This window comes from Blastocatellia bacterium (assembly GCA_016713405.1).
GTDB lineage: Bacteria > Acidobacteriota > Blastocatellia > Chloracidobacteriales > JADJPF01 > JADJPF01.
Genome location: JADJPF010000022.1, coordinates 36,475 through 50,039 on the forward strand (window position 1 = coordinate 36,475; position 13,565 = coordinate 50,039).

General features: G+C 34.4%; 10 protein-coding genes and 1 tRNA gene. 4 read left to right on the forward strand and 7 right to left on the reverse strand.

The features are described 5' to 3' along the window. Window positions 1-7: 7 nt before the first annotated feature. The 4 genes from IPK14_21685 to IPK14_21700 all read right to left on the reverse strand — a co-directional run bounded on the left by IPK14_21685 (window position 8) and on the right by IPK14_21700 (window position 6,335). Entirely contained in the window at window positions 8-1,351 is a 1,344-nt protein-coding gene (locus tag IPK14_21685; GenBank protein ID MBK7995887.1) for an exo-alpha-sialidase, read from the reverse strand. 68 nt (window positions 1,352-1,419) lie between these two features. Beyond that, on the reverse strand, window positions 1,420-4,344 hold the full coding sequence (locus IPK14_21690; protein ID MBK7995888.1) for a TonB-dependent receptor: 2,925 nt from the start codon (window positions 4,342-4,344) through the stop codon (window positions 1,420-1,422). A gap of 182 nt (window positions 4,345-4,526) precedes the next feature. Further along, entirely contained in the window at window positions 4,527-5,138 is a 612-nt protein-coding gene (locus IPK14_21695; protein MBK7995889.1) for a hypothetical protein, read from the reverse strand. Window positions 5,139-5,309: 171 nt separating this feature from the next. After that, a complete protein-coding gene (locus tag IPK14_21700) occupies window positions 5,310-6,335 on the reverse strand; it encodes a hypothetical protein (GenBank protein ID MBK7995890.1) in 1,026 nt (341 codons plus the stop codon). 180 nt (window positions 6,336-6,515) lie between these two features. Between IPK14_21700 and IPK14_21705 the strand changes: the two genes are divergently transcribed. Then, complete coding sequence (locus IPK14_21705; GenBank protein MBK7995891.1) at window positions 6,516-7,307, forward strand: SDR family oxidoreductase; 792 nt, start codon at window positions 6,516-6,518, stop codon at window positions 7,305-7,307. 32 nt (window positions 7,308-7,339) lie between these two features. On the opposite strand, the gene IPK14_21710 is transcribed toward IPK14_21705, so the two are convergent. Continuing rightward, window positions 7,340-7,411, reverse strand: a tRNA-Gly gene (locus IPK14_21710). Window positions 7,412-7,472: 61 nt separating this feature from the next. Here IPK14_21710 and IPK14_21715 point away from each other — a divergent pair. Further along, window positions 7,473-8,234: a metallophosphoesterase gene (locus IPK14_21715; protein ID MBK7995892.1), complete on the forward strand. Its 762-nt coding sequence runs from the start codon at window positions 7,473-7,475 to the stop codon at window positions 8,232-8,234. A 242-nt stretch (window positions 8,235-8,476) separates the two neighbouring features. Here the strand turns inward: IPK14_21715 and IPK14_21720 are convergent, their stop codons facing one another. Then, on the reverse strand, window positions 8,477-10,894 hold the full coding sequence (locus tag IPK14_21720; protein ID MBK7995893.1) for a PIG-L family deacetylase: 2,418 nt from the start codon (window positions 10,892-10,894) through the stop codon (window positions 8,477-8,479). Between the two features lie 187 nt (window positions 10,895-11,081). Here IPK14_21720 and IPK14_21725 point away from each other — a divergent pair, with 187 nt between their 5' ends. Next, window positions 11,082-11,816 carry a DUF2071 domain-containing protein gene (locus tag IPK14_21725; GenBank protein ID MBK7995894.1) on the forward strand — a complete coding sequence of 245 codons (735 nt, stop codon included), beginning with the start codon at window positions 11,082-11,084 and terminating at the stop codon, window positions 11,814-11,816. Window positions 11,817-11,907: 91 nt separating this feature from the next. Here IPK14_21725 and IPK14_21730 read toward each other — a convergent pair whose 3' ends face one another. Next, window positions 11,908-12,291, reverse strand: coding sequence for a DUF2934 domain-containing protein (locus IPK14_21730; protein ID MBK7995895.1), 384 nt, complete (start codon window positions 12,289-12,291; stop codon window positions 11,908-11,910). A gap of 442 nt (window positions 12,292-12,733) precedes the next feature. Between IPK14_21730 and IPK14_21735 the strand changes: the two genes are divergently transcribed. After that, complete coding sequence (locus IPK14_21735) at window positions 12,734-13,528, forward strand: sigma-70 family RNA polymerase sigma factor (protein ID MBK7995896.1); 795 nt, start codon at window positions 12,734-12,736, stop codon at window positions 13,526-13,528. Window positions 13,529-13,565: the final 37 nt, after the last annotated feature.

Sequence of the window (13,565 nt, forward strand, 5' to 3'; positions counted from 1 at the left end):
AAAACCTTTAATCTTTACCTCTAGCCCTAAGAAACATTATGCTAGTGCCTTGCTCGGTTGGCTCTGTCCAAGCCATAAAAACACGTCCTAATGAGCCTACAGCCATTGCAGGATAAAAGACAGACTTTTTGCTACCTGGTACTGCCATAGGTTTAGAAACTTTGTTGTCTGTTACTTCAACTAGATAAGGCTGTAATGCACCCCAACGATCTTTTTGTTGTGGGTTACGGCCTTGGAAAATTAGCATTAGTTTTCCTTCCTCTGAGCTAGCAAAAGCAGGATGATTAGCGTCTAGTACATTAGCCGATGCAATGGTTGGGTCTGCAAATGTCTTGCCACCATCATTTGACCAGGAAATGCGAATCCCTGCACGTGGGCTGCCTTCAGAATACCAAGCAATATAAAGACGATCTCCTTTGCTTGTCATAGTTGCGCCTGAATGCGGACAACCTTCTATTTTCCAATTATCTTCAGCTACTCTAACAGGCTCGGAAAAAGTCGCGCCTTGGTCAGTTGAAGTAGCTACAACTATATCCCGGATATTATCTTTAGTAGCTGTACGCCAGGAAACAAAAACCTCCCCTTTGCTACCAAAACCAATGCTAGGACGACAACATGGACAAACATTTTTAGCAACTTCTAAATTTTTGCTAAAAGTTGCTCCTCGGTCGCTAGATTTAGTTAAAAATACTGAAGATGTGCCAGGAAACTCTGGATTAGGGTTTCGTCCATCTAACCAAACAGCATAAATATGATTATTAGGTGCTGTTGCCATAAATGAAAATGCGTTAGTAGATGGCTTAGATTTATCAGTTACTTTGATTGGTTTATCAAAGCTACGTCCAAAGTTTGTTGAACGGGAAAACATTAAATCTGTGCCTCGTTCGGCTTGTTGTTCCCAAAGGGCATACATTTCCGTAGCACCAAAAGCAAGCGAGGGACTATTTTCCCCATGTGAAGAGACTTTAGCTGTTTTTTCGCTAATTGGTACAGGTGCAGAAAATGTGTCTCCTCCGTCATGAGAAACCGATAAACCAAGCTGTGCAAAGCCGCTTCCGCCGTGATGCTCAGCATCAGCACTTGTTGTTGTTTCGGCTTTAGCCTCAGCTTTTGTTATAGGCCAAGTATAAACAGATAAAAGATAAATTCCACCTGATGCACGAAGTGCTAGTTTAGGATCGCGTGAAATAGCCATTCCAAGGTCATTTAAGGCTAAGGCTTTGGTTTCAAATTGATAGGGTTCGGCTTTAGTTTTAGCAACTTTTTTATCTGCTACAACAGATATTGAGCTAATTAGTAAAGTTATTAAGACAAGTAAAATTATGTTTCGAGACAATTTAAATGACTTCATAAAAAACAAACCTCCAAAAGTGGTTAGCAGCACAAAACATAACTTGTGCTGCTAAAACTAGAGAAATTTTAGAAAGTAACTCTAACTGCTATTTGTGTTCTTCTTGCATCAAAAGCCGATGTCACACGGCCAAAATTAGGAGAAGTAAAAAGCGTTTCTACAGTGCCAAAATTACTGTTATTAAAGAGGTTAAAGACCTCAGCACGAACTTGTAATTTTAAGTTTTCTTTTAGAGCAAAATCTTTAGAAACAGATAAATTAGTCTCTAAAAAGCTGTCCCCTACTTCAGTATTACGCCCTAATGTACCAACTTTTCCAGTAGCAGGTGTTAGCAAACTACGGTTTGCACCAGTAAGTATTTTTATTAGAGTAATAGAAGATGGATCACGAACTAAAAGCCCTGCTACATCATTAAGTCTATTATTATTACTGCCTAGTGGGTTATTTGTACCGCTAAATAGCGTAAATGGTCTGCCAGATTGTAGCGTAGTTATACCAGAAATTGTCCAACCACCTGCAAAACGATTGCTAGCAAAAAATGGTAGTTGATAGATATAACTAACAGTAAAAATATGTGGAATATGAAAATCTGAAACAGCACGTTCTAGCCGTAAATTATTCTCATCAACTGGGATAACACCACGATCAAGATTTTGGTTGGTGTCAGTTATTTCTGAAACATCATCAATAAATTTTGAATAAGTGTAAGCGGCTCTAATTAGCAAGTTTTGGTTAATTCGTTGTGACATGCTAAATTGCAACGCGTGGTAATCAGAATTAGCAGAGGTTTCTAACCTATTAAGAACGCCTATTTTAGGATCTGGACGCATAGCTTGTGCTAGGTTTTCTCCACCATTTGGGCGACGTGTTCGGGAAAGTTTTCTTCCTTGTGTGCCTACGTAAGAAAGCGTAAAGGTTGAATTAGGATTAAATAATTCTCGCTCTACAGAAAAGCTAATATGTTGTGCATAAGGTGTTCTAGCATTTAGGTCAGGAATAACTAACCCTGTAGGAAGTACAGCATTAGCTTGAGATGCTAAATTAGGCAGTTGAGGACGAAAAGCAGAAATATTTCCTACTATTGGAGGGTTAAATCTGGTTAACCCAATAAAAGAAAGCTCAATAGCATTATAGAAAATTCCATAGCCACCACGAATAACGGTTTTAGGTAGCACTGACCAAGCAAAACCGACACGAGGAGCAAAATTATTTTTATCACCACGAAAACGATATTCTTCTAAAATTCTATCAGCGGCCTCTGTTGGTGCGGTGTTTAGCTCATAACGCAAGCCAAAATTAAGCGTAAGTTTTGTGTTTACTTTCCAGTCATCTTGAATATAGGTATGAAATTCTGTCCGACGCAAACCTATAAGTGGGTTTCCAACATTGCGATTATAAGAAAGTGCTTGACCAGCAAGAAAAGCATCAATGCTTGGAAAGAAAATTTGTCCACGAAAACCGCTATTAATTGCACCACCATTAACTTGAAGCCGACGAAACGAGCCACCAAATTTAATAGCGTGGTTGCCTTTTTGGAAAGAAACATCATCGCTAATTTGATAATTATTTTGGAAATTTTGTCGGCCTAAAAAGCTAAGTGGCCCGCCTAAACTAAGACCAGAAACAATTAAAAAGCCGATTTCACCATTTATTTTTGGATCACCTAAAAAGCTAGGATCTAGAAAAGTATCGTCCTCAGTTTGTCTTGTATAACCAACTCGTAATTCATTAAAAAGCCTAGGGCTAATTGCATAATTATAATGAATTGTTCCGCCTAAAGTCTGATTATGAATATTAACGCGGCTAGAGACTGTGTTTCCAATGCCTTGGCTATCGGTGTTAGCGTCGGTGTAATTATGCCTAAAAGCTAAGGTTTGCTGATTATTTAAGATAATATCGGTGCGGATTAAGTAAGTATTTTGATTAACAACTCGTGGAGTCCCTACAGTAAAAATTCTTGAACCGTTTGGAGATTGTGGATAAAGATCAACAAGGGGACGAACACTAGCAACGGCTCTAACTCGTTCTTTATCGGTTAAGGTTTGAAAAGTTCGTAGTTCGCTACCACGAGGGCGGAAAAATTCATAATTACCAAAAAAATGAACTTTATTTTTCTTTACTGGCCCACCAAAAGTAAAGCCTGCTAAATTGCCTCGTTGGGAAATTTGGTCTTGTAACAATGGATTTCTAGCAGAAATAGCAGAATTATTATGATATTCATAAACGCTTCCATGAAAATCATTTGTCCCTGATTTGGTTACAAGGCTAACAATAGAGCCTGAATTACGGCCATATTCAGCCTTAAAATTATGAGTAATGATTTCAAAACTTTGTACAGCTTCCTGACTAACAAGCTGTTCGGTTACGCCTCGACCAGCGATAAAGCCAGAATTAGGATCATTATTTTCTACTGAATCAATTAAATAATTATTATTTCTTGGACGTTGACCACTAACGGCAAAAGGTCGATGTGCTGAAGTTGATGTAGCAACTCCGGGCGCGGTGCGAGCTTGGGCATAAAAATTTCTTCCCGTCCCGCTAGACTGTACGGGTAAATCATTCATTTCCTTTTGGTTAAAGCTACGAGAAAGTTTGACTTCATTAAGTTGAAGTTCTGTAGATGAGCTAGCAAAAACTTGGACATCTGCTTCTATTTGAGCAACTTGTAATTGAATTTCCAAACTTGTAGCATCACCAACTTTTAATTCAAATTCTTGGCTTTCATAAACAGCAAAGCCTGATTTATTGGCTTTTATACGGTAGCGGCCCGCATCTAAGCCTGCTTGATAAAAATAACCTTGTGAATTACTAGTTATTTGACGTTCTAAACCTCTATTTAGATCTACTATAGTAAGTTCTACCTCCGTTAAAGCCGTTTGTTGACTATCTAAAACACGTCCTGAAACAGTAGCTTTAATGTTTTGCGCTATTACAACTTCTGCACTAGCGAGCAGCATAAGTCCAACAAGGATTTTTGAAAAATTGTTAAACATCTCTTAATCTCTCCATAATCAATTACTTAAAAAAGTAAGATTAATCCTGACTAAAAATTTTGTGCAGCCAGGTTTAAGTTATTTTTTGTAGGTAAATAAAAGAGTTAAACAAATAGCTAGAATTTAGCTAAAGCTTTTGTTTAGAATTATTAACCTTAGTTTTTAGCAATTAATTAAAAAATTTAAGAAATGCTAGGAGGTGCGCGACTAGGATCAGTTTTATAGCTATAGGATTTGTCTTTTGAAGGATAGAAAAGATCAAATTTACTTTTAATTGTAGGCGGGCGAGGTTGCAGATTGCCTATTACAATTATTAAAGCAAGGTTAAAGCGAAACTGTGTAGCAATATTTTGTGAGTCACAAGGACAAGGTTTACTAAAAGCAGCAGAAAGTTTTGGTTTAGCTTGGCTTTTAAGATATTCCTTAGTTAAAGTGTCTTTTTCTTTTGCAAGATAATAATCTGCAAAAAAAGAAACATTGATCTGTAAAAATACTGCCTCGTCTGTTTCTTCGCTATCAGACTCAGAATGACAACTAGATGACTCTAAGCTATTTATTTGGCTAGATTTAGGCTTACAACAAGAACCCGATTCAGACTTGCCAGCACAACAAGCCATTCCACAACTTGAGGACATTTCACTACCACAGCTTTGAGAAGAAAAAATTTTACTAGGTAGTAAATTAAACAGATGTGTATTACTTATAACAATAGCAAAAAGCAGGTTTACTACTACAAACTTTAATATAGAAAGTTTTAGCTCACTTTTAGAGAGTTTTGATAAGTAGTAATTCATGCTATTAATTACAAGAATAGATAAACAAGAAACTAATGGGATTTTAACAACCTAAAAACTTTATTGCAATAATCCTATGCCACATAATACAAAAAGCAAGATAAGAAAAACTTCTTACCTTGCTTTTTATAGTTAAAGAAATAAAGTTAAAGAGATAAGGAAATAGATTAGTTATTTTTCATCTAAGTTATTTTGATTGACGGTTTTAGCAACTAGCTCGCCACTAGCAGTAATCATAAAGCTAACAAATAATGGTTGTGCAGGATTTAGCGATTTTAGGTCTTTATTATCGCCATCAAAATTTGTTTCACTAGTTACACGAATCTCACGATTAAACATAGTAATAGTATTTTTACTTAAATCAACTTTATCTGCTTTTCCAGCTAAATAAGGTTCACGAAAGTTTTTAGATAAAGCTACTGCAAAAATTTTGTTTAATGGTGGAGTTGTTGCGTCTGCATTAGGTATAAAGCCAAAATACATTAAATCATCTTTTTCAATATTGGCATTAAACATAAAATTAGAAAGTTGTACTTCAACACCACCTACTAAATTTACGGATGGAAGATTGACATTTTCAACATTGCCGATAACAAAAAAGCCATTTCCATAAACTGGGGTTTCTACCTTTATGATTTTTCTAGCAGTAAGTTGACCGTTGACAAATAAAGCATCCACTAAAACGGTATCGCCTAAATTAATTGTTGCAAAAGTAGAAAGTTTAGCTTTTTTCTTTTTTCTACGTAAAACTAGAGTTTCATCTTCAATACTGATATCTTTAGAAAAAACTGTGATTGTTTTACCGTCTATTTTTTGAATTGGTGCAATAAAAACTACTTCGTTAGGTAAAAGCCCTACACTAACATGGTCTGCTTTTAGTACTACACGATCTGGTGTTGAGCGTGAATCAAGCTCAATGCGGGCCGTAGCAGGTGTATTTGTTAGCACTTCTATTAGTGATAAATTAAAGGCACCTGCTTGACTAGCAATATCTGCTCCAGCAGTATCAACAGCAAAACCACCTTCAAATTCTAGCATTGAGCCATTTTTTGACTTAATAACGCCTGAAAAATCTCCTTTGTTAGATTCTTGTGCATAACTTGATGTTACATTAGCAAGGCAAAGACATAGCGTTACAGCCATTAAAGCTAAATATTTGATAAAAGAAAAGCGTGAAATTTTCTCTATTGTTTTCATTGTAAACTCCAAAAATTAAATTTTTATTTTTATTAAAGTTGCTTTCACTAAGAAGACGCGCAAACAAATCTAAAAAAATATCAAGTTTTTAGATAATTTTTAGGGAAATTAAAAATAGTTTGGTTTTGTTAAAAGGTTCTTTCAAGTTACAATCTTACGTAAAACTTTTAGGGAGCCGTTATGGATTTAGGATTAAAAGACCGTGTAGCCATAGTAACAGGAGCTAGTCAAGGCATTGGTAAGGCTATTGCTGAAGGATTAGCTGCTGAAGGAACATCTTTAGTAATTTGCGCTCGTAATATAGAAACACTAGAGAAAACTACTAAATATTTAAGAGAAACTTATAAAACTCAGGTCATAGGTTTAACAGCAGATGTCACAAAAGCAGAGGACATTGACCGTTTAGTTAAACAAGCTATAGGTAGTTTTGGGCATATTGATATTTTGGTTAATAATTCAGGTGGCCCGCATGCAACTAAATTCCAATCTACTTCTATAGAAGCTTGGCAACATGGAATAGATTTAATTTTAATGAGTGTAGTTAATGCTTGTCGTGCGGTTATTCCTCATATGCAAACTAGACAATGGGGACGAATTATAAATATTACTTCTATTTCTGTAAAACAGCCTATTAATGATTTAATTCTTTCTAATTCCTTACGTGCTGGAGTAGTAGGACTTGCTAAAAGTTTAGCTAATGAGCTAGGTAAAGATAATATTTTGGTAAATAATGTTTGTCCTGGCTATACTTTAACCGAACGTTTGCAAGAGCTTGTAAATATTCGAGCAAAAAATAATAACATTGCTCAAGAACAAGTAGTTAAACAATGGGAAACAGATGTCCCCATAGGCCGGCTTGCTCAACCATCAGAGATTGCTGATTATGTAGTATTTCTAGCATCAGAACGTGCAAGTTATATTAATGGAACAACTGTAGCGGTAGATGGTGGGTTGGTAAAATCAATAATGTAGTTGTTAAATAATAGATTTTTGCAGTAAATTTAAGCGGGTGATGGGGATCGAACCCACAACTTTCAGCTTGGGAAGCTGACACTCTACCATTGAGTTACACCCGCTTTCAAAGTGGGCATTAATCTAACAAAATCAGCTTATTAATGTCAAGGTTATCAACCAATTATGCGCATTTTTGCTACCTCAGATTTACATACAGATTTTAAGGAAAACTGGACGCTTCTTGAACAACTTTCCCAAACAGCTTATCAAAAAGACTTGCTGATTGTTGCAGGTGATATTGCTCATAAATTATCCATTATTAAAGATACATTGGAATTATTAAAAACCAAATTTCAACAGGTTTGTTATGTACCAGGTAATCATGAGCTTTGGGTAAAGGGAGAAAACAACCATTCACTAGATAAATTTGCTAGTATATTAGAATTATGTAAACACATTGATGTAAACACACAAGCAATTGAATTAGCAAATATAGCTATTGTTCCACTATTTTCTTGGTATGAAAGCTCTTTTGACAGTGAATCAAAAGATAATCAGCCGCCTGAATGGTCAGATTTTTATTTTTGTCGCTGGCCCGAGGATATTAACTCTATTGCTGGACATTTTCTTAAACTAAACCAAGATAGAATCAATAATTACACTAAAAAAGTAATTTCATTTTCTCATTTTCTTCCAAGACAAGAATTATTACCTTCTAGGGAATGGTTAAAATTTAAGGCACTGCCAAAAGTATCTGGCTGCATAGGCTTAGATCGTCAAATCCGAGCAATAAAATCAACAACTCATATTTTTGGTCATAGCCATATTAATTGGGATGTAAACATTGATGGGGTTCGATATGTACAAAATGCCCTTTCTTATCCAAGAGAGCGAGTTTATAGAGAAAAACCAACAATAAAATTAATTTGGTCTGATGAAAATTAATACAGTGTAAACTAAATTTACTGATATTTTAATCTTAAGCCCCAGCGGGGCAATAGATATGTAGCGCAGGGTTTATACCTACGTATTATAGCAAAAATTTCCTAGGGTTGAAATCCTAGAATATTATAATACTTAACATTCAAATCTTATGTATTATAATATAGAATAAATAGATTTATCTAAAGATAATAAAGAAGTTAGATAAACTGTCAAGAAAATCCTTAGACAAATTTCAGGCAAATTTATTTTGTTTTAGGTAGACTTATCATATTAGCAAATAAATGAAAGGCACCAGGATTAAAAGCTCTTAACTGACGACTTAAGGCATAGCTAACATAAATATATTGACCTCGACCATGACCTGCTACAAGTAGCCCGCTTTTTAATTCTTCTTCATCAGGATCAGAACAGGAAAGCAAAGTAAAATAACGTTCATCCCATTCACTAGGAAAATTTAATCCTCGCTCTTGTATCCAGCCTTGAAAATCTGCTACTGTAATTTTATTTGGGGAAGTTATCAATGGGTGATCTTTTACTAAAATATCTACTGGTGCATTTTCATTAGTTATTCTTTCATCACCTATTTTAATTGGATATGGACTTAACTGCTTGTCATTCCAATCGCTTGCACGTTGATAGAAAACTATTAATGTGCCTCCATTACGTACAAAATTGAGTAGTTTTTGATTAGCTTTTTCTAGTTCAGGATAAGCTAAATAGGCACGATTATCTAAAACTATTGTATTAAAACTACTATTTAAGTTTCCTTCTGTTATTTCCTTTACGGTTATTTCTCTATTTGATACACCATAAAAATCTAGTGTTTGTGGCAAAGTAAAATCAAAAGTACGTAAATATCCTATATCAACATTAGCTGATAAAACTCGGATTAAATTCATTCTTAGCTCTTTGCTAACGACTTCTCGGCCATAATCATCTACAAAAATAATTGGTAGTCTAGCTAGTCCTTCTGGTACTGGACGACCTATAGCAACAAAAAAAGTAACAATACTAGTTGATTGTCCTTCAACTTTTAGCTGTTGTTCTTGAGGTGTAATTTGTATTGGGGGTACAGTTGATGGACGTAACCGACCTAAAATAGTAGTACGAGAGCGATTAGTAATCTTTATTTGTACTGGATAAGAATTTGTTTCGCCTGAGTCAGTAATATTAACTAGCTTATTATTAGGGCTTATTTCCATCTCTATCAATGGATTAACTTCAACTCTAGTTGTGGCAGTTAATAAAATTGGTTCCAAAAGTTCAGGTAAAGAAACTTTAGCAGCAATGTTTATTTGTGGCTCTAAAAAATCTAAATCATAAATATGATCTACTAAAGGTAAAGTTGTTCGAGCAAATTCATTAAGTTTAAGTGTTAACTCCTGGCTACTATTTGCTCCTGCTTCTAAATTGGTGTTTAATTTTGTTTTTTCTTCAAACTCCCAATTCTCTGGTAAAGAAATGCTTATGGGTTTAGCCTCTACAGCTAAAGCACTGTTATTACTTAATGTTACTGTTGCGCTTAGTTCTTCAGTTGGTGAAACTGTCTCTTTATTAGCAATAACTTTTAATGAAATTTTAGTTAGTAAGAGTAGAGATTTTTCTAGTTTTCCCGCTAAAACTTTAGCCTTAAAATCATTTTTACCTTCTTCCTTTAAGTATTCTCTCACTATATTAAGAGCTTTAATCAATCGACTAATTAACTCTGGAGTAGGCAATTTTGCTGTTTTTTCTGGACTATCTATTTGTTCACCAAAAATAATAGGTTGAATTTTTTTATAAATATCTACTTCTGTTAACCTTTGCCAAAGTAAATACCAGCGGTTGAAATCCTCATCTACACTTTTAACCAAGTTATGACGGATCATTCTTTCGCCTTTTAGCTCAATTGCCGGCCAAGGGCCTTGTGTTCGATGTTCTAAACGAGATTGATAACCTATTTGTGAGTAAGGCTGGTTATAAACTTTAGCAATTTGATTAGAATCAAATTCTGTATCAAAATTTGTCTTGCTTAAAGTACGAGCAAATAGACGCTTGACTTTCCAAGGTTCTAGTCTATTTAATCCGCTAAGTTGTTCAGTAAAAGCATTACGATCAGCAGCTAAATCATAAGCTTCTTCTGCTAAAAGCCTTGCTGCTTGATGATGTCCATGTCCAGTTTTGCGGTCATGAACTGTAATAATAATGTCTGGTTGGTAAGCACGAATAGCTAAAACAAGTCGTCGCAAAGCTTCACGACGATTCCAAATAGTAAAAGTCTCTTGAGCAGACTTAGAAAATCCAAAATCTGGCATAGCCAAATTAAAGGTTATTGTATCCAAGCGTTTTGCCATTGCTTGAGTTTCTTTTGCTCTAATCACCGCTAAATCTTGATAAAGTTCTGCTCCCTGGGAATTTTGCCCACCCTCACCCCTTGTAGCAGTAACTAAAACTGTACGCGCACCATATTTCATGCGGTAATAGGCTAAAGCGTCGCTGTCTTCATCGTCTGGATGTGCTGCAATACACATAATAGTAAAAGGAAAGGTTAAATCTAATAATGACTGATAAATAGCTAATTCATTATTATTACTTTGTGCTAAGGTAGAGTTGATAGGGAATTTTAATAGAAGTAAATTTAAGGTTAACATTATTATTAAAAGATAGATAAATATTCTCATTTTTTGTAAACCAGAAAAGTAATTAGTTTTTTTGAAGTTTTGCTTTGACAAAAACTACATTTTGCTAATATTTTTCTAAACAGCAAGTATTGAAACAAAAATTTTGCTTTATAAATAAACTAAACTTAATATAATAAGTTGAATTTTTAATTTTCAAATAATATTTAACCAATAGAATCAATAATTTATGGAAAATAATCAAACTGCTTTTCTAACAGCTTATTGGAAATATTTAGCAATGCTAAATTATGAAGTAGACCCTAAAATATTGCTTTCACGTCTTCCCGCAGGAACAGAATTAGACACATTTGAGGGAAAAACTTTTGTTAGTATGGTTGGATTTCTTTTTCATGACACTAAAGTTTTACGTATACCTATACCTTTTCATCAAGATTTTGAGGAAATCAACTTAAGGTTTTATGTAAGACATAAAGCTAAAGATGGGGAATGGCGACGCGGAGTAGTTTTTGTTAAGGAAATTGTCCCAAAATTTGCTATTGCTTTTGTTGCTCGTGCAATTTATGAAGAACATTATATTTCCATTCCAACTAGACACGCTTTAGAGTTTGACGAAAGTCAAAACCCTAAATTTGTAGCTTATGAATGGGAATATGAAGACAAGTGGCATTCACTTAGTGTTAAACCTACAGGTCAATCCTACTCATTAAAACCTGGCTCAGAAGAAGAGTTTATTGCTGAACATTATTGGGGCTATACTCGCCATAGTGATGGCAGCACAACAGAATATAAAGTTGAACATCCTACATGGAAAGTTTGGTCAGTAAAAGAATCTACATTTGATTGTGATATAGCTGGGCTTTATGGAGCAGAATTTAGCGAATTTCTTAAAGTTAAACCTAGTTCTGCATTTCTAGCAGAAGGATCTAATGTTACTGTTTATATGGGAAATAAATTAGATTAATTACCAAAGTAATTTTTATTGGTTATTTAAGATAAGCAATAGCAATTAAGTTTATTGCTTATCTTAGTTTAGTAAAATTGGAAGGGATTAACTAAGCAAGATCTGTTGCAACAGTAGTTTTGCTTCTACCTCTTTTAGCAGCAGGTTTAGCCGCTTCTTTAGCTACAACTTCAGGCTTTACTTCTACTTGTTCAGCTACAATTTCAGCATCCTTTTTCTTTCTTGTATAAGTTCTTTTCTTTGGGGCAACTGTGGTTACTTCTATGGAAGCTACTTCCTGGGAAACTTCTGATTTAGTTGCTTCTTCTTTATGCTGTGCAGTTTCTTGCATAAGTTCAGCTAATATTTCTGCTTCTGCTTTGAACCAATCTTCGGCTTCTCGTCCAATTTGTCTACCACGTAGTATAAAAAGTTCATAAGCTCGTCTAGCCACACGATTTCTTACACTAGGATTTTGTTGTAGCTGTTCACGCATTTTGTTTACATCCATAAAAAACTAACAGTAATAATCTGTTAAAGACTAAAACTGCATTTACTCCTAAAATAATAGATTTAACACTACTAAGTTTTACTAGCTTTTTAGTAATGCTTAAGATCATATAACATAATTTGGTGATGTACTGAAAGTAAAATTCCCAGAAGCTATATTTGCTAACTTATTGCCAAAACTGGCAGATCTGCCACAACTGACAAGTTTTTATTCTGTCAAAACTGACAAGTTGCAGCCTTAAAATCTAAGAGTTAATTGACTTAAAACTTAAATTTCTTATTACTGCATTTCTAATTACTACTTCTTTTGCAGCTATTTACAACTATTCTTAGTTAATCTATATTTTGCCGTTAAATTTTTGGTACGCATTTTGAAAAACTGTGGGACGAAATACAAATTAATCCTCATAAAGAATAAGGAAAGTTTTATGTTGCCCACAAATAATACTAATATTAAGTACCGTATAAAAACTAGCAGAAAATCTCTTTTTCGAGCAAATAATATAACCTCAATAAATTCAACTGATTATCAAAATATCTCTAGTTTAGAATTAATAAAACTATGTAGCCAACCTAAAAACGAAGCCGCATGGCAAGAGTTTTATCAAAGATTTAATCCTTATATTGAAGTTTATATTAAAAAAGCATGGAAAATCCGTACTTCTTCTAGCAATTTAATGAACCCAATAATAAAAGAAACCATTGCTGATTTAATTCAAGAAGTTTATGTCAAACTACTTGAATCTAACCGTCAAGCGTTACAACAATTTCAAGGAGAAACAGAAGGCTCTTTTCTAGCTTATTTATCAAAAATAGCCTCCAACATAGTTTCAGAACATTTTCGCAAGCAACTAGCTGATAAACGGCGTGGTGCAGAAATGTCTATAGAAATGCTTTTAGACAAAGCAGAATGTGAAAAGTCAGGTAGCCAAGAAATTACTCATTTATTTTTATCAACTGATGGAGAAAAGGAATTTTTAAGAGATTTACGTAACTATCAAATTTCTCAATTAGTTGAAAAATTTTTAGCTGGTACTAACAGACAACGAGACATATTAATTTTTAGATCCTGTTTATTAGCTGGTATGTCTGCCAAACAAGTAATTGAAGCGGAAAATTTAGACTTAAAAACTAGTAGTGTAGAATCCATTTTGCGGCGTATCAAAGACAAATTACGCCAAACCCTAAAAACTAAAACCAATATGTCTCAATTAGCTGCATAAAAAATAATTAAAACCTCTTAACTAACCAAGGGTGCAT